Annotated in this window: 11 protein-coding genes; 6 read left to right on the top strand and 5 right to left on the bottom strand. The window is 69.0% G+C overall.

The features are described 5' to 3' along the window. Positions 1–49 precede the first annotated feature (49 nt). Positions 50–2752, bottom strand: coding sequence for a bifunctional [glutamate--ammonia ligase]-adenylyl-L-tyrosine phosphorylase/[glutamate--ammonia-ligase] adenylyltransferase (glnE, locus tag Tharo_RS11905; RefSeq protein ID WP_107221391.1), 2703 nt, complete (start codon positions 2750–2752; stop codon positions 50–52). A 306-nt stretch (positions 2753–3058) separates the two neighbouring features. Here glnE and Tharo_RS11900 point away from each other — a divergent pair, with 306 nt between their 5' ends. The 3 genes from Tharo_RS11900 (at position 3059) to tldD (ending at position 9404) form a co-directional block, all read left to right on the top strand. Beyond that, positions 3059–6943, top strand: a complete 3885-nt coding sequence (locus Tharo_RS11900; protein WP_245880891.1) for a YhdP family protein — start codon at positions 3059–3061, stop codon at positions 6941–6943. Positions 6944–7028: 85 nt separating this feature from the next. Then, on the top strand, positions 7029–7874 hold the full coding sequence (locus Tharo_RS11895; protein WP_107221390.1) for a carbon-nitrogen hydrolase family protein: 846 nt from the start codon (positions 7029–7031) through the stop codon (positions 7872–7874). 84 nt (positions 7875–7958) lie between these two features. Beyond that, positions 7959–9404 carry a metalloprotease TldD gene (tldD, locus tag Tharo_RS11890; protein ID WP_107221389.1) on the top strand — a complete coding sequence of 482 codons (1446 nt, stop codon included), beginning with the start codon at positions 7959–7961 and terminating at the stop codon, positions 9402–9404. 88 nt (positions 9405–9492) lie between these two features. On the opposite strand, the gene Tharo_RS11885 is transcribed toward tldD, so the two are convergent. Together Tharo_RS11885 and Tharo_RS11880 are read right to left on the bottom strand one after the other, a co-directional pair. Then, positions 9493–9678 carry a hypothetical protein gene (locus Tharo_RS11885; protein ID WP_107221388.1) on the bottom strand — a complete coding sequence of 62 codons (186 nt, stop codon included), beginning with the start codon at positions 9676–9678 and terminating at the stop codon, positions 9493–9495. 22 nt (positions 9679–9700) lie between these two features. Then, positions 9701–11095: a sigma 54-interacting transcriptional regulator gene (locus Tharo_RS11880; RefSeq protein WP_107221387.1), complete on the bottom strand. Its 1395-nt coding sequence runs from the start codon at positions 11093–11095 to the stop codon at positions 9701–9703. Positions 11096–11543: 448 nt separating this feature from the next. Between Tharo_RS11880 and Tharo_RS11875 the strand changes: the two genes are divergently transcribed. Continuing rightward, positions 11544–12149: a bactofilin family protein gene (locus tag Tharo_RS11875; protein WP_107221386.1), complete on the top strand. Its 606-nt coding sequence runs from the start codon at positions 11544–11546 to the stop codon at positions 12147–12149. Between the two features lie 98 nt (positions 12150–12247). Here the strand turns inward: Tharo_RS11875 and Tharo_RS11870 are convergent, their stop codons facing one another. Together Tharo_RS11870 and Tharo_RS11865 are read right to left on the bottom strand one after the other, a co-directional pair. After that, the gene (locus Tharo_RS11870; RefSeq protein ID WP_107221385.1) at positions 12248–12910 is read right to left on the bottom strand and encodes a transglycosylase SLT domain-containing protein; all 663 of its coding nucleotides are present in this window, start codon (positions 12908–12910) and stop codon (positions 12248–12250) included. A 7-nt stretch (positions 12911–12917) separates the two neighbouring features. Further along, positions 12918–14666, bottom strand: a complete 1749-nt coding sequence (locus Tharo_RS11865) for a proline--tRNA ligase (RefSeq protein WP_107221384.1) — start codon at positions 14664–14666, stop codon at positions 12918–12920. 192 nt (positions 14667–14858) lie between these two features. Between Tharo_RS11865 and Tharo_RS11860 the strand changes: the two genes are divergently transcribed. Further along, entirely contained in the window at positions 14859–15422 is a 564-nt protein-coding gene (locus Tharo_RS11860; RefSeq protein ID WP_107221383.1) for an RNA pyrophosphohydrolase, read from the top strand. Between the two features lie 126 nt (positions 15423–15548). After that, entirely contained in the window at positions 15549–15968 is a 420-nt protein-coding gene (locus Tharo_RS11855) for a rubrerythrin family protein (RefSeq protein WP_107221382.1), read from the top strand. Positions 15969–16027 lie beyond the last annotated feature (59 nt).

The raw sequence follows: 16027 nt of genomic DNA, 5'->3' as shown, positions 1-16027 counted from the left end.
AAGCCGACCGTCATGGTCGCCGCCGTGGCAGGGGGATGCCGCCGGGCGCTCAGGTTCCGAATACGCTCTCCCACAAGGCCAGCACCGGCTGCCGGGCGCGTCCGGCTTCGTCCGGATCGACGCGCGAGGGGCGGTCGTTGAGACGCTGGCGGTGCTGCAGGCGGCGCAGCTCGCGATAGCTGTCGGCGCAGGCGGCGGCGAGCGCGGGGGGGATCAGGCCGAGCTCGCCGGCGATGCGCAGCAAGGCGATGTTGCCGAGGTTGCCGGTGAGTTGGGGATGGGCGTGGGCGTGGCCGAGCACCAGGTACTGGATCAGAAACTCGACGTCGATGAGGCCGCCGGGGTCGTGTTTGAGATCGAACAGGGCGCTCTTGCCGCCGTGGGCGTCGCGCATCTTCTGGCGCATCGCCAGCACTTCGGCGCGCAGGGCGTCGAGCTCGCGCGGCAGGCGCAGGACTTCGTCGCGGATGCGCTCGAAGGCCTCGCCGATCGCGCGCTCGCCGGCGGAAAAGCGCGCCCGGGTGAGGGCCTGATGTTCCCACACCCAGGCCGATTCGAGCTGGTATTTGCGGAAGGACTCGAGCGAGGTGGCGATCAGCCCCGATTCGCCGTTGGGGCGCAGGCGCAGGTCGGTCTCGAACAGCTGCCCAGCGGCGGTCTGGCTGGAGAGCCAGGTGTTGGTGCGCTGTGCCAGGCGGGTATAGACCTCGGGCGCTTCGGGCGCGTCGTCGTCGTAGAGGAAGACGATGTCGAGATCCGAAGCGTAGCCCAGCTCCTTGCCGCCGAGCTTGCCGTAGCTGATCACGGCGAAGCGTGGCGTGTCGCGATGGCGGATCTTGATTTTGCGCCAGCACAGCGGCACGGTCAGGTCGAGCATCAGGTCGGCCAGCTCCGAGAGGTGGTCGGCGAGCTTTTCCACCGTCAGCAGGCCGGCGAGGTCCTGGGTCAGCAGGCGGAACACCTGGGCGTGGTGGCGTTCGCGCATCAGGTCCATCTGGCGTTCCATGTCGGGTTCGAGCGCATCCATTTCCGCTCCCAGGCTGGCGCGGAAGGCCGGCCAGTCGGGGGGGGCCTCGAGGTTGCGGGCATCGAGCATCTCGTCGAGCAGGATCGGATGGCGGGCAAGGAACTGTGCCCCCCAGCGCGATGCGCCCATCAGGTCGGCGACCCGGCGCAAGGCCTGCGGATATTGCTGGAGGAGGGCGAGGTAGGCGCCGCGACGGCCGATCGCCTCCATCAGGTCGAGGCAGCGCGCCAGGGTGTCGTCTGGTCCCGGAGTGCCGGCAGCGGCCTCGATCAGGCGCGGCATCAGCGCATCGAAGCGGCTCTTGATGTTGTTCGGCAGCTGGCGGTAGCGCGGGCTGGCGTGGATCGCGGCGAGGCGCTCGGCGCCGGCCCGGGGGTGGCGGTAGCCCAGTTCGCCGAGCGCGGGGACGACGCTGTCGAGATCTTCGGCATGTGCCCAGGTGGCGTCCAGGCTGTGGTCCTCCTCCGAAGGGTCGCCGAAGACGCAGTCGAAATGATGGCTCACCCGCGTGCGATGGGCTTCGAGCGTGGCGAGCAGCGCGGGGTAGTCGGCAAAGCCCATCGCTTCGGCGATCAGCGCCTGGTCGTGGTCGCTGGCGGGCAGGTCGTGGGTCTGGGCGTCGTCGAGATATTGCAGGCGGTGTTCCAGCCGGCGCAGGAATTCGTAGGCGGCGGACAATTCGGCCACGGTTTCGGCGTCCAGGATGCTGCGTTCGGGCAGCAGGGCGAGCGCCTTCAGCGTCGGCCGCACCTGCAAGGCGGTGTCGCGGCCGCCGCGGATGAGCTGGAAGACCTGGGCGAGGAACTCGATCTCGCGGATGCCCCCCGGGCCGAGCTTGATGTTGTTGATGCGGTCGCGGCGCGTGACTTCGCGGCGGATCTGTGCGTGCAGGCTGCGCATCGCGTTGATCGCGCCGAAGTCGAGGTATTTGCGGAACACGAAGGGGCGGGCGATGTTCTGCAGTTCGGTCCAGCGCTCGCCCTGCAGCACCCGGGCCTTGATCCAGGCGTAACGCTCCCATTCGCGGCCCTGGGTCATGAAGTAGTTCTCGAGCATGTCGAAGCTGCACACCAGCGGGCCGGAGTCGCCGTTCGGGCGCAGGCGCATGTCGACGCGGAAGACCTGGCCGTGTTCGGTGATTTCGGCCAGGGCCTGGATCAGCTGCTTGCCCAGGCGCTCGAAGAATTCGAAGTTGCTGATGACCTTGGCGCCGCCGGTGTCGCCGTCTTCGGGGTAGACGAAGATCAGGTCGATGTCGGAGGAGACGTTGAGCTCGCGCCCGCCGAGCTTGCCCATGCCGATCACCAGCAGTTCCTGTTCCCAGCCGGTGGGCGACAGCGGCTGGCCGTAGCGCTGCACGAGTGCGGTGCGCAGCACCTGGTGGGCATGGCGCACCGCGACTTCGGCGAGCACGGTCATGGTCTCGGTGACTTCGTCGAGGGACGCTCCCCGGACGAGATCGCGCACGACCAGATGGCACAGCACCCAGATCCGCAACTGCCGCAGCACCGGGCGCAATGCGGCCTCGGCGCTGCCGGACGCCGCTTCGCGGGCGGCGACGAAGCGCTGCATCTGCTCTGCGGCGAGCGGGCCGTCGATGCTGGCGGCGAGCGCCGCGGCCAGCCAGGGCTGGCTGTCGAGCATGCGGGCGAGGTAGCGCGAGAAGCGGCGCGCGCAGGAGATGGCCTGCAGGCCCTCGTCGGGTGCGCTGGAGGGGGAAGACATGGCCGGGCTCCGGTGCGGGCGTGGCGATCGTTGGTAGAATGCAGACCGAATCGACCATGATCCGGCCGCGCGTGGGCAGAAAGCACATTCTAGCCGTGCCCGCCGCCCGTCGGCGTGGCGATCGAATGTCCCGGTGGGGGAGCCTGGCGTGCCGCAGTGAGCACCGCGCGTCACCCGCCGGCCCGAGTCCCGGCCGGTTCGGCTGGAAACCCCCGAGTCCCGGCCGGTTCGGCCGGGAACCCGATTGCGAGCGAACTTCTGGCCCCGCCCCGTCCCGCCCCTTCAGGCCGTGAATCCGCACTGCGGGTGCCGTGGCGCGCGCGCGTCCGCCTGCTGGGCAAGTGGGGGCTGCGCGCAGCGGTGACGCTGTGGTTCGCATTCGCGGTGCTGGTGCTCGTCACCCGGCATCTGCTGCTGCCGGCGGTGGGCGAGTTTCGCGAACGGATCGCGGCCGCGGCGAGCGCGGGGCTCGGCCTGCCGGTGTCGATCGCGGCGATCGAGGGGGATTGGGCGGGGTGGCGCCCCCGGCTGCAACTCAGCGGGTTGCGCATCGCGGACGCCGAAGGCCGTCCGGCATTGTCCTTGCCCAGGGTCGACGCCACGCTGGCGTGGTCGTCGCTGCTTCGCCTGCGGCCTTATTTCCATCGCCTCGAGATCGACGCACCGGAACTGGTCGCGCGACGCGCCGGGGACGGCGCCTTGTTCGTTGCCGGTCTGCCGCTGCAGGGGGGAGAGGACCGGGGGGGCGGTCTGCAGTGGCTGCTGGCGCAGCGCCAGATCGTCATTCATGGCGCCCGGCTGCGGTGGTCGGACGAAATGCGGGCGGCGCCCGAACTCGAACTCGAACAGGTCGAGTTCCGCCTCGACCAGCGTTCCGCCCCCGCCCGTTTCGCTCTGCGCGCACAGCCGCCGCAAGCGCTTGCATCGATGCTGGAGCTGCGCGGCGAGCTCGCGCGCTTCGATCCCGAGGTACTGCAGGCGTCGGCCGGGCGGCTGTATCTTGCCCTGGATCGGGCCGAGCTCGGCGGCTGGCGGCCCTGGGTCGATTACCCGCTGCCGGTGAGCGGGCGCGGCAGCGTGCGGGCCTGGCTCGACTCCGACGGCAAGGGCGAAACCGCGCTGACCGCCGATTTCGCCCTCGACGATGTCCGTACCCGTCTTGCCGGGGATCTGCCCGAACTCGCGGTCGCCCGCCTCGACGGCCGCCTCGCCTTCGAGCGTGCGCCCCGTGGGGTCGTGCTGCGCGCGCGCCGGCTGGCGCTGCAGGCCGAGGCCGGACTGGTGCTCGAGCCCGGGGATGTCGAGCTGCGCCTGGAGCACACCCCCGACGGTGCTGCCGCGGGCGGAAGCCTGGTTGCCGGGGAGCTGGATTTTGCCGCGCTGGCCGGGCTGGCCGCGTATCTGCCGCTCGATGCGGCGCTGCGCGAGCGGCTCGCCGGCTTTGCGCCGCGGGGCCGTTTGAGCGACCTGCGCCTGAGCTGGCGGGGCACGACCGCTGCGCCGCAGGCCTGGACCCTGTCCACTGGCTTCGCCGGCATCGGCTTGTTCGCCCGCGACGGCCTGCCGGGCTTGGGGGGGCTGGCGGGGACGATCGAAGGGAATCAGAGTCGTGGCCGTTTCCGGGTCGACGGCCAGGGCGCCCATGTGGAGTTGCCTGAAGTGTTCGAAAGCGGGCGTCTGGCGTTCGACCGTCTGCGCGCCGAAGGAGGCTGGCTCGAACGCGAGGGGCGGCTTGAGATCGCACTCGACCGCGCCGAATTCGACAACGCCGATGCCGCCGGCAGCGCCTCCGGACGCTACTGGCCGCAGGCCGGGGGCGCGGGGGAAATCGACCTGCAGGCCCGCCTCGACCGTGCGGCCGGGACTGCGGTGTGGCGCTACCTGCCGCGCGTGGTCAACCGCAATACCCATGACTGGGTGCGCAACGCGATTCTCGCGGCCGCGGTGCCCGAGGCGCGGCTGCGCTTGCGCGGCCGCCTGGAGGACTTCCCTTTCCGCAACGGCGAGGGCCAGTTCTTGGTGTCGGTCCGGGTGGCCGACGGGGTGCTGGACTATGCCCCGGGGTGGCCGCGGATCGACGGCATCCACGGCGAATTGCGCTTCGAAGGGCCGGGAATGCGGATCGACGCCGAGCGGGGACGCATCCTGGGGGTGAATCTGCTCGATGTGCGGGTCGACGTCCCCGAGCTCGATCAGCGCCCCAGCGAGGTCATGACCATCACCGGGCGGGCGCAAGGTCCGACCGCGGAATTCCTGCGCTTCGTGTCGGCGAGCCCGGTCTCGGCGCGCATTGGCGGGTTCACCGACGGCATGCAGGCCGAAGGGCGCGGGGAGCTGGCGCTGAAGCTGGTGATGCCGTTGCGCAACATCGACGCGAGCGGAATCGAAGGCGAATTCCGCTTTGCCGACAATCGGATCTCGCTCATCGACGGGTTGCCGGCACTGGAGGGTGCCGGCGGACGACTGCGCTTTACCGCCGATTCGCTGTCGATACCCGAAGCGCGCGCGCAACTGTTCGGCCATCCGCTGCGGGTGGGCGCGCGCACCGTTGCCGACGGTACGGTGCGCTTCGAGGCCGAGGGCAAGGCGGCGGTTTCGGCGTTGCGCGCCGCTTATGTGCAGCCGGTGCTCGACAACCTCTCCGGCACCCTCGACTGGAAGACGGTGATCCGCATCGGCAAGAGCGGCACGCGGGGAGAGTTCAGCTCCGATCTGGCGGGGCTGGCCTCCAGCCTGCCTGCGCCGCTGAACAAGTCGGGGACGGAAAACTGGCCGCTGCAGCTGACGTTCGATCATCCGGCAGGACAGGCGTCGACCACGGTCACGCTGCAGCTCGGCACCCTCGCCCGGGCCGAGCTGCAGCGCAGCTCGGCAGCATGGGCCTCGCTCTCCGGAGGGGTGGCGCTTGGCCGCGCGACAGCCGATGCCGTGCCGGCCTCGACCCGTGGGGTGCGCATCGCCGCCGTCCTCGACCGGCTCGATTTCGATGCCTGGCGGCGTGTGCTCGAAAACGGAGAGGATGCCGCCGACGAGGCGGGTGCGGAGGAGGCCGGGGGCGCCGTCGAAGCGGCGGGTGGCCTGCCCCTGGCCGGCATCACTTTGGCGGCCGACGAGGTTCTCGCCTTCGGTCACGGTCTGAAGGCGGTGGATCTGCGTGCGGTGGCTGATCCCGGTGGCTGGAAGGCCCGGCTCGACAGCGACCTGGCCGAAGGCGATTTCGACTGGCGCAGGGCGGGCGGTGGCGCCTTGTCCGCCCGCTTCCGGCACTTGTCCGTAGGGAGCGAAGACGAGCCGGGTGAACCGGCGGTGGGAGAGCGCGATAGCGACGGAGAAATCCACACTCCGCCGCGCCGGCTGCCGGCGCTGGATGTGGTCGCCGAGCGCTTCCGGCTGCGTGGGTTGGAACTGGGGCGGCTCGAAGTGTTCGCCCGCAACCGGGGCGGACTGTGGCAGCTCGAACGCTTCGCGCTCGACAACCCCGATGGCCGGCTGGCGGGCAAGGGACAGTGGCAGGCGGCCGGGCGCCAGCGCACGCAGCTGACGTTCAGCCTGGAAACGGCCGATGTCGGGCGTTTTTCGCGCCGCCTGGGCTATCCCGATGTGGTGCGCGGCGGATCGGCGACGCTCGCCGGCGACATCGGCTGGGGGGGGGCGCCGACGCGTATCGACTATCCGTCGCTGGCTGGCCGGTTGACTCTGGAGGCGGGCGCCGGCCAGTTCAACAAGCTCGAGCCCGGTGTCGGCCGCCTGCTCGGCATCCTCAGCCTGCAGTCGCTGCCGCGCCGCATCACGCTCGATTTTCGCGATGTGTTTTCGGAAGGATTCGCCTTCGACCGCATTTCCGGTAGCATCGACATGGCTTCCGGGGTGTTGCGCACCGAGGATCTTGAAATCCGCGGGCCGGCCGCGCGGATCAGGATGAGCGGCGCGGCCGATCTGGTGGCGGAAACCCAGGATCTGCGGGTGTTCGTGCAGCCGACCCTGTCGGAGTCGGTCGCGATCGGCGCCGCGGCCGGGCTGCTGAATCCCGCGGTCGGCGTCGCGGCCTATCTGGCGCAGAAGGTGCTCAGCGACCCGATCGAAAAACTCTTCGCCTTCGAATACGCAGTTACCGGCACCTGGACCGACCCGCAGGTCGTCAAGCGCGGCAGCGTCGAGCTGCCGCCGGCCCAATTGCCGCCGGCCCAATAGCGCGCTCGGCGCTGCCGGGGCCGCATCTGCGGGCCGGGCCCCGGTTCCGCGCCTGCCTCTCTTCCGACCCCAAGCGACACGACAGATGAACTCCAGCCCCGCCCCCCAAGCTTTCCACCGACCGCCCGGCCCGGTCCGCATCGCCGCGATCCAGACCGTCTCCGGACCGGACGTCGACGCCAACCTCGACGCGGCTGCGGCGCTGGTGGCCGAGGCCGCCGCCGCCGGGGCCGTCCTGGTGGCCCTGCCCGAGTATTTTCCGCTGATCAGCACCGACGAGTCGGCCAAGGTACGCATCCGCGAAGCCGAAGGCGACGGTCCGCTGCAGGACTTTCTCGCCGCCACCGCGCGCCGTCACGGCGTGTGGCTGGTCGGCGGCACGATTCCATTGTGCGCCAGCGTCGACGACAGGGTGCGCAACAGCACCCTGGTGTTCGACGACCAGGGGCGCCGTGTCGCGCGCTATGACAAGATCCACCTGTTCGGCTTTTGCCGCGGCGAGGAGCGCTACGACGAAGCGGCGACCATCGAGCGGGGCGGCGAAGTGTGCTGCTTCGATTCGCCGGTCGGGCGCACCGGACTGTCGGTGTGCTACGACCTGCGCTTTCCGGAGCTGTTCCGGGCGATGGGCGAAGTCGACCTGATCGTGCTGCCGGCAGCATTCACCTTCACCACCGGGCGGGCACACTGGGAAGTGTTGCTGCGCGCACGCGCGATCGAGAACCAGTGCTACGTGATGGCGCCGGCGCAGGGCGGGCGCCATCCGGGCGGGCGCCGCACCTGGGGGCACACGATGATTATTGACCCCTGGGGCGAGGTACTCGCCTGCCGTGAGGAAGGACCGGGCGTGGTGCTTGCCGAGCTCGATCCGGGGCGCATCGCCGAGGTGCGCGAAAGCCTGCCGGCGCTGCGCCACCGTTGTCTGGGCTGAAGCGGAACTCTACCGCAGCGGCCGCGTCGGCCGATCGTTTTCACTCGGGGCCGGTCCAACCCGGCACCGTACCGAGGATTTTCAATGAGCAACAACACCTCCCTGCTGGATATCGCCGATCGTCATCTGCTGTCGCCCTATGGGCTCGGCGAGGCGGAACTGGAAAAAACCTTCCGCGCGCTGATGCGCCACGATATCGACTTCGCCGACCTGTACTTCCAGTACCAGCGCTCCGAAGCCTGGAGCCTGGAAGAAGGCATCGTCAAATCGGGCAGCTTCGAGATCGAGCAGGGGGTCGGCGTGCGCGCGATCAGCGGCGAGAAGACCGCCTTCGCCTACTCGGACGATATTTCGCTCGATGCGCTGCTGGGGGCTGCGACGACGACGCGCGCGATTGCCGTCGCCGGCGAGCGGCGCCAGGTCGGCATCCGCCGGCAAGGGCGCGAGAGCCGCCTTTACCGCGCCGACGACCCGCTCGATTCGCTCGACGACACCGCCAAGGTGAAGCTGCTCGAACGCCTGGAAAGCCTCGCCCGCGCCGAGGATTCGCGCGTGACCCAGGTCATGGCGCATATCGCCGGTTCGTGGGAGGTGGTGATGGTGGCACGCAGCGACGGCCATCTGGCGGCCGACGTGCGCCCGCTGGTGCGGGTGTCGCTGACCGTGATCATGGAAGAGAACGGTCGCCGCGAGCAGGGCAGCGGCGGCGGCGGCGGGCGCTACGATTACGGTTATTTCGACGACGAGCGGCTGCGCACCTACGCGCGCGCGGCAGTCCATCAGGCACGGGTGAACCTGGGCGCGGATCCGGCGCCGGCCGGCAGCATGCCGGTCGTGCTCGGTCCGGGATGGCCGGGAATCCTGCTCCACGAGGCGATCGGCCACGGCCTCGAAGGCGACTTCAACCGCAAGGGCAGTTCGGCGTTTTCCGGGCGCATCGGCCAGCAGGTGGCGGCGAAAGGAGTCACCGTGGTCGATGATGGCACTCTGCCCGACCGCCGCGGCTCGCTGTCGATCGACGACGAAGGCAATCCCACCGAGCGCACCGTGCTGATCGAGGACGGCATCCTCACCGGCTACCTCCAGGACATGATGAACGCTCGCCTGATGGGGATGGCGCCGACCGGCAACGGCCGGCGTGAGTCCTTCGCCCACCTGCCGCTGCCGCGCATGACCAACACCTACATGCTGAACGGCGACAAGGCCCCGGAAGAAATCATCCGCTCGGTGAAGAAGGGCTTGTATGCGGCCAATTTCGGCGGCGGACAGGTCGATATCACGTCGGGCAAGTTCGTGTTCTCGACCGCCGAAGCCTACTTGATCGAGGACGGCAAGGTCACCCGCCCGGTGAAGGGGGCGACCCTGATCGGTAATGGCCCGGACGTGCTGACCAAGGTGAAGATGGTCGGCAACGACATGGCGCTCGACCCCGGCGTCGGCACCTGCGGCAAGGACGGCCAGAGCGTGCCGGTCGGCGTCGGCCAGCCGACGCTGCGCATCGACGGGTTGACGGTGGGCGGCACCGCCTGATCGATCGAAGGCGCGCCGGCCGCTCCCCGCTCGGCTGCGCCGCCCGGTGCGGACGAGGCTGTGGCGGGGGACGGCGTGTGCGCCGTGTTCAGCTGCGCACGGGCTTGGCGGCCTTGTCCTTGCCGTCGCGGGGATCGTGACTGTCGCCGGCGCAGTTGCTCGGCAGGTTGATCTGCGCGGCGGAGAGCAGACTCGCCGCCTGGGCCGGGGTGTAAATGGAATAGGCCATAGCGGTGGTGGCGATGATTACAGCAATGGTCTGGCGCTTGATCATGGTCGACTCCTGTGCGGGTGGGTCATGGTTCGATATCGGGTCCGTCGCCGCGAAACAGATCGGGCGTCAGACTGTGCCGCTGCAGCAGGCGGTAGAACTCGGTGCGGTTGCGTTCGGCCAGCCGTGCAGCGTCGGATACGTTACCGGCAGTCAGTTTCAATAGCTGTATCAGATAGTTTCGCTCGAAGCGCTGTTTCGCCCCGGCGTAGCCGAGGGCGTCGACCGGCTTTATGCGCAGGGCGCGTTCGACGAGCGTGCGCGGAATCAGCGCCGTGGTGGTGAGCGCGCACACCTGTTCGACGACGTTCTGCAGTTGGCGCACGTTGCCCGGCCAGTTTGCGCTGGCGAGGGTCTCGAGGGCGTCGGGGGCGAAGCCCGAGAGGCGCTTGCCGTACTTTTGCGCGAGCTGGCGCAGGAAATGCTCTGCGAGCAGCGGGATGTCTTCGCGCCGCTCGGCCAGCGTAGGCAGTTCGAGATGGACGACGTTGATGCGGTAGTAGAGATCCTCGCGGAACTGGCTGGCCGCCAGGGCGGCATCGAGGTCGTGGTGGGTGGCCGACAGAATGCGCAGGTCGACCGCCGTCGCGCGGGTCGCTCCGACCGGGCGCACGGCGCGCTCCTGCAGCACGCGCAGCAGCTTGACCTGGAGCGCGGGGGGCATGTCGCCGATCTCGTCGAGGAACAGCGTGCCGCGATGCGCGGCCTGGATCAGGCCGATGTGGGTGCTGGTGGCGCCGGTGAAGGCGCCGCGCACATGGCCGAAAAGTTCGGACTCGAGCAGCGGTTCGGGGATTGCGCCGCAATTGATCGCGATGAAGGGGGCGTTCGCGCGCGGGCTGGCGAGATGGATGGCGCGCGCCAGCAGTTCCTTGCCGGTGCCGCTGTCGCCGCGGATCAGCACGCTGGCGTCCGAGGCGGCGATCAGGCGGGCTTCGTCGAGCAGGGTGTGCATGCGCATGCTGCGGCTGATGATGCCGGCACGCCAGGCCGCATCGCCCGAGGGCGGGGCCATTGCCGCAGGGGCGGTGAATCGCAGCGTCTGGCCGATGTGGTGGAGCAGGGCCTGGGTGTCGAAGGGCTTGGTGAGATAGCCGGCGACGCCGCGCGAAGTCGCTTCCACCGCGTCGGGGATGCTGCCGCGGGCGGTGAGCAGGATCACCGGCAGGGCGGGGTGCTGGCGGCGGATGTCCTCGAACAGGGCAAGGCCGTCGCCGTCGGGTAGGTGAACGTCGCTCAGCACGAGGTCGAACCGCCTGGTGCCGAGGCGCGCGCGTGCGTGCCGGGCGCTGGTCGCGGTGACGACGCGGTAGCCGCTGGCGCGCAGGGACACCGACAACCGGTGCAGCAGCTCGGGGTCGTCGTCGATCAGCAGCAGGCGGGCGCCGGCCGGTGTAGCCACGGTCATCGCGGCGCTCATCCGGCACGGCCCGCCGGTGCAGCGCAGGCCGGCGGAACGCTCGATGGCAGGGGAGGGCGACAGGAGGGACGAAACATGAGGGGCCGGAAAAAAGGGGCATGTTCCGATGCACGCTGCGTGGCGCAGCGGCGACAAGCTCCGGAGTCTAGGTCAGTGCGCGCGCTCTCGAGGCGAGGAAAATGCAAATCGAAGTAAGCATGGGCCTACCCGTCGCCTGCAGGCGACACCGGAAACGCTTTGCCCGGCGGGCGATTGGAGGTGCGGCGCAAAGTGCCGTCGGGCAGCAGCGACAGAATGCCCCGCAGCGTCGCCCCCCACGGCTGCGCCAGGCATCGGCGGCGGCCGGCAGGTGATTGATCCGGTAAGCTTATTCATCTCTGGGCATGGCAATTGCTCTTTGGACTGCCGGACTGCAGCACAGGGTCTGCACCACCTTCAAGGAGATCGCATGTTCAACAAGCCCAACCTGTTCCATAAAGCCGCAAAAAACCCCCTTTCCCGCACGAGCTCGCAGCCGTTGGGAAGTACGGTGTCGGCGAGCGCTGCGGCGGTCGCCGCCGGAGGGGGTGCCACGAACCCGGCGCCGGCCGCTACCGGGGATGCTGCGGTGAAGGCGAGGGCGTTGGCTGCCGACGTCGCTGCCCGGGCCGAGGGCTCGTCGGGAGGGAGCCGGCTGATCGTCGGTCCGGACGTCAAGCTCAAGGGGGCGGAGATTCTCGACTGCGACACCCTGGTAGTGGAAGGGCGGGTCGAGGCGACGATGGACAGCCGCGTCCTGCGCATCGCCGAGAACGGCGCCTACAAGGGCTCCGTGGGCATCGACATCGCCGAAATCCATGGCCACTTCGAGGGTGAACTGACCGCGCGCCAGCAGCTGCTGGTCCATTCGACTGGCCGTGTCAGCGGCAAGATCCGTTACGGCAAGATCCTGATCGAGGAAGGGGGGGAGCTTTCCGGCGACGTGCAATCGCTGGCTTCGGCGGGCAAGGAAGGTCTGCGCGCGGTCGACGCCAGGGCATCTGAGCCGCGTCCGCTCGCCGCGGTCGCCGGCTGAGGCCGGCGCTGCGGGCGGGAACCCGCCGGCACGGGGGCACACGGTCGGGGGCGGTGGCTGCCGCCTGTGTGCTGTCCCCCGCGACACGGGGGCGGTGTTCAGCGCGCGCTCGCCGCGGGTGTGCCCCGGGCCTGGGGGGCGGCGGCGAGCCGCTCCGGTTCCCAGTGCCAGTGCTTTTCCCAGGCCGTGCGCACCTGACCGGGATAGTGCGCCTTGCCCAGGCTGCCGTTGTAGCGGCCGAGCGCGCGGAAGAGGTCGCCTTTCTCGATATCGAGGTAGTGGCGCAGGATGGTGCAGCCGTAGCGCAGGTTGGTGCGCAGGTGGAAGAGGTTGTCGTCCTCGCGGCCGATGAGCTTCACCCAGAACGGCATGATCTGCATGTAGCCGCGGGCGCCGGCCGATGAGATGGCGTACTTACGAAAGCCGCTCTCGACCTGGATCAGGCCGAGCACCAGCTGCGGGTCGAGACCGGCGCGGGTGGCTTCGTAATGGATGGAAGTCAGCAGCTCGGTGCGGTAGGCCTCGTCCGGGATGCGCTTTTCCAGCCTGCGCGACATTTCGACGAGCCATCGCGCGCGTTCTTCCGCATCCGGAATCGGCAGCACCGGCGCGGCGGCGTCGCTGACCGCAGCGTGCAGGGACGCGCGCACGCTCGCGGCCATCGGCTCGTACTGCTGTGCCCCTGCGACTGCGTTGCCACTGGCGGCCGCCAGGCAGAGCGTTGCGGCGATCCGGCCCAGGTAGGCGCGCGGGCCGGGCATCGCGGGTTCAGCTCTGGCGCAGGCGGTCGAGGACGTGGCCGAGGACTTCGCCCACGGGCAGCCTGGCGGCTTCGACGTCGCGCCGGCCCTGGTATTCGGCCACGCCTTCCTTGAGGCCGCGATCGCCGATGGTGATGCGGTGCGGCACGCCGATGAGTTCCCAGTCGGCGAACATCACCCCCGGGCGCTCGTCGCGGTCGTCGAGGATGGCGTCGACGCCGGTAGCGCTGAGTGCATCGTAGAGCTTCTGCGCCTCATCGCGCACCGCCTGCGACTTGCCCCAGCCGACCGGGCAGATCACCACTTCGAACGGCGCGATCGCCGTCGGCCAGATGATGCCGCGGCCGTCGTGGTTCTGCTCGATCGCGGCGCCGAGGATGCGGGTGACGCCGATGCCGTAGCAGCCCATCTCGAAGTGCTTGGGCTTGCCGTCCTCGTCGAGGAAGGTGGCATTCATCGCCTTCGAATACTTGGTGCCGAGGTAGAACACGTGGCCGACCTCGATCCCGCGCTGGATCGCGAGCACGCCGCGGCCGTCCGGGCTCGGGTCGCCCTCGATGACGTTGCGGATGTCGGCGACGAGCTCGGGCTCGGGCAGGTCGCGGCCCCAGTTCGCGCCGGTGAAGTGGAAGTCCTCGTCGTTGGCGCCGCAGATGAAGTCGGCCATGTGGGCGACCGTGCGGTCGGCGATGACCCTGACCGGTTTCTGGAGCCCGATCGGGCCGAGGTAGCCCGGTTTGCAGCCGAAGTGTTCGAGGATCTCGGCTTCGGTGGCGAAGCGGAAGCCGGCTTTGAGGCCCGGCAGCTTGCCCGCCTTGACCTCGTTCAAGGCGTGGTCGCCGCGCACCAGCAGCAGCCATACGGTGACGCCGGCGGGATTGCCCTTCTCGTCGACGTCGTCGGTGGCGAGCACCAGCGACTTCACCGTGGTGGCGAGCGGCACGCCGAGCAGTTCGGCGACATCCTCGCAGGTGGCCTTGCCCGGAGTGGGGGTCTTCTCCAGTGCCCTGGCGGGCTCGGCGCGGCGGGCGAGCAGCGATACCGCTTCGGCGAGCTCGATGTTGGCGGCGTAGTCGGAGTCCGGGCTGTAGACGATGGCGTCTTCGCCGGTGTCGGCGATGACCTGGAATTCGTGCGAGCGGTCGCCGCCGATGGCGCCGGTGTCGGCCGCCACCGCGCGGTACTCGAGGCCGAGGCGGTCGAAGATGCGCTTGTAGGCGGCGAACATGATGTCGTAGCTGCGCCCCGCGGCTTCCGCGCTGCGGTCGAAGGAGTAGGCGTCCTTCATGGTGAACTCGCGCCCGCGCATGACGCCGAAGCGCGGCCGGCGCTCGTCGCGGAACTTGGTCTGGATCTGGTAGAAGTTCTTCGGCAGCTGGCGGTAGCTCTTCAGCTCCTGGCGCGCGATGTCGGTGACGACTTCCTCGGAGGTGGGCTGGAGGGCGAAATCGCGCTCGTGGCGGTCCTTCAGGCGCAGCATTTCCGGGCCCATCTTGTCCCAGCGCCCGGTCTCCTGCCACAGTTCGGCCGGCTGCACCAGCGGCATGGCGAGCTCCATCGCGCCGGCGCGGTCCATCTCCTCGCGGATGATCGTTTCGACCTTGCGGATCGCACGCAGGCCCAGCGGCAGGTAGCTGTAGATGCCGGCGGCGGTCTTGCGGATCATGCCGGCGCGCAGCATCAGCTTCTGGCTGACGACTTCGGCGTCGGAGGGGGCTTCCTTGAGGGTGAACAGGTGGAACTGGCTGGCGCGCATGAGAGTCTTCGGCGTAAAGGCGTTAAAAGCGTGGCGTTAAAGGCGTGATTGAGGGCGGGATTCTAGCTCATGGCGTGGTCGTTCGCCGTGCGTGGGCAGCCGGATCGCGGTGGTGTGTGCCGTGGGTGCGCTTTCAAAGCGTGCGCAAGTGTGGAAAAATCGGCACCAATCAACCGAATTCGAAGGTTCATCATGCTTGATCGTGAAGGCTTTCGCCCGAACGTCGGCATCATTCTGGTCAATGCGCGCAACGAGGTGTTCTGGGGCAAGCGCATTCGCGAGCATTCCTGGCAGTTTCCCCAAGGCGGCATCAAGCACGGCGAGTCTCCCGAGCAGGCCATGTACCGGGAACTCCACGAGGAAGTCGGATTGCGTCCGGAGCATGTGAAGATCCTCGGGCGCACCCGCGGGTGGTTGCGCTACGAGGTACCCCGGCACTGGATCCGGCGCGAGTGGCGCAACACGTACCGCGGGCAGAAACAGATCTGGTTTCTGCTGCGGCTGGTGGGGCGCGACTCGGACGTGTCGTTGCGTGCCAGCTCGCACCCAGAATTCGATGCCTGGCGGTGGAGCGACTACTGGGTGCCGCTTGAAGCGGTGATCGAATTCAAGCGCCAGGTCTATCAGCTGGCGTTGATCGAGCTTGCCCGCATCCTCTTTCGCACGCGCGCGTTCGAAATGCCGGAGAGCTACCGCCTGCGCGAACCGGTCGAGCCGGTGCGCGTCGTGCTGGGCGCGTCGGTGCGCGGAGCGTAGCGGAAATAGCGCCGCGCGATCGCAGGCATAGCCGGTTTCAATTTGGGATTCGCCTCCTGATTGTCTAGGTTTGGAATGCACCGTGGAAAAACGGTGCATTCGATCGTGGACGAGAAGGAGAGGAAGATGGAACTGAAAGGATCCCGTACCGAAGAGAACCTGAAGGCCGCTTTCGCGGGCGAGTCCCAGGCCAACAGGCGCTATCTCTATTTCGCCGCCAAAGCCGACGTCGAGGGGCAGAACGACGTTGCCGCGGTGTTCCGCTCCACGGCCGAAGGTGAGACGGGGCATGCCCATGGCCATCTCGAGTATCTCGAGGCCTGTGGCGACCCCGCGACCGGGTTGCCGTTCGGGGCGACGCGGCAAAACCTCGGCGCGGCCATCGCCGGTGAGACGCACGAGTACACCGACATGTACCCTGGAATGGCGAAAGCAGCGCGCGACGAAGGTTTCGAGGAAATCGCCGACTGGTTCGAAACCCTCGCCAAGGCCGAGCGTTCGCACGCCAACCGCTTCCAGAAGGCGCTGGACGCCCTGGTGGATTGAGTCCGCCGCCCCGGCGGAGAACTCTTCGCCCGGCTTGCGGTGCGCCCCGCCTGGCGCCG

Origin of the sequence: Thauera aromatica K172 (genome assembly GCF_003030465.1) — a bacterium.
Taxonomy (GTDB): domain Bacteria; phylum Pseudomonadota; class Gammaproteobacteria; order Burkholderiales; family Rhodocyclaceae; genus Thauera; species Thauera aromatica.
Note: the sequence above shows the minus strand (reverse complement) of the source record. Positions and strands in the feature narration are given on the sequence as shown.

Bases quoted from the DNA above. Each gene is read 5' to 3' on its own strand.
- glnE (WP_107221391.1), bottom strand. From the start codon at position 2,752: ATGTCTTCCCCCTCCAGCGCACCCGACGAGGGCCTGCAGGCCATCTCC.
- Tharo_RS11895 (WP_107221390.1), top strand. From the start codon at position 7,029: ATGAACTCCAGCCCCGCCCCCCAAGCTTTCCACCGACCGCCCGGCCCG.
- tldD (WP_107221389.1), top strand. From the start codon at position 7,959: ATGAGCAACAACACCTCCCTGCTGGATATCGCCGATCGTCATCTGCTG.
- Tharo_RS11885 (WP_107221388.1), bottom strand. From the start codon at position 9,678: ATGATCAAGCGCCAGACCATTGCTGTAATCATCGCCACCACCGCTATG.
- Tharo_RS11880 (WP_107221387.1), bottom strand. From the start codon at position 11,095: ATGAGCGCCGCGATGACCGTGGCTACACCGGCCGGCGCCCGCCTGCTG.
- Tharo_RS11875 (WP_107221386.1), top strand. From the start codon at position 11,544: ATGTTCAACAAGCCCAACCTGTTCCATAAAGCCGCAAAAAACCCCCTT.
- Tharo_RS11870 (WP_107221385.1), bottom strand. From the start codon at position 12,910: ATGCCCGGCCCGCGCGCCTACCTGGGCCGGATCGCCGCAACGCTCTGC.
- Tharo_RS11865 (WP_107221384.1), bottom strand. From the start codon at position 14,666: ATGCGCGCCAGCCAGTTCCACCTGTTCACCCTCAAGGAAGCCCCCTCC.
- Tharo_RS11860 (WP_107221383.1), top strand. From the start codon at position 14,859: ATGCTTGATCGTGAAGGCTTTCGCCCGAACGTCGGCATCATTCTGGTC.
- Tharo_RS11855 (WP_107221382.1), top strand. From the start codon at position 15,549: ATGGAACTGAAAGGATCCCGTACCGAAGAGAACCTGAAGGCCGCTTTC.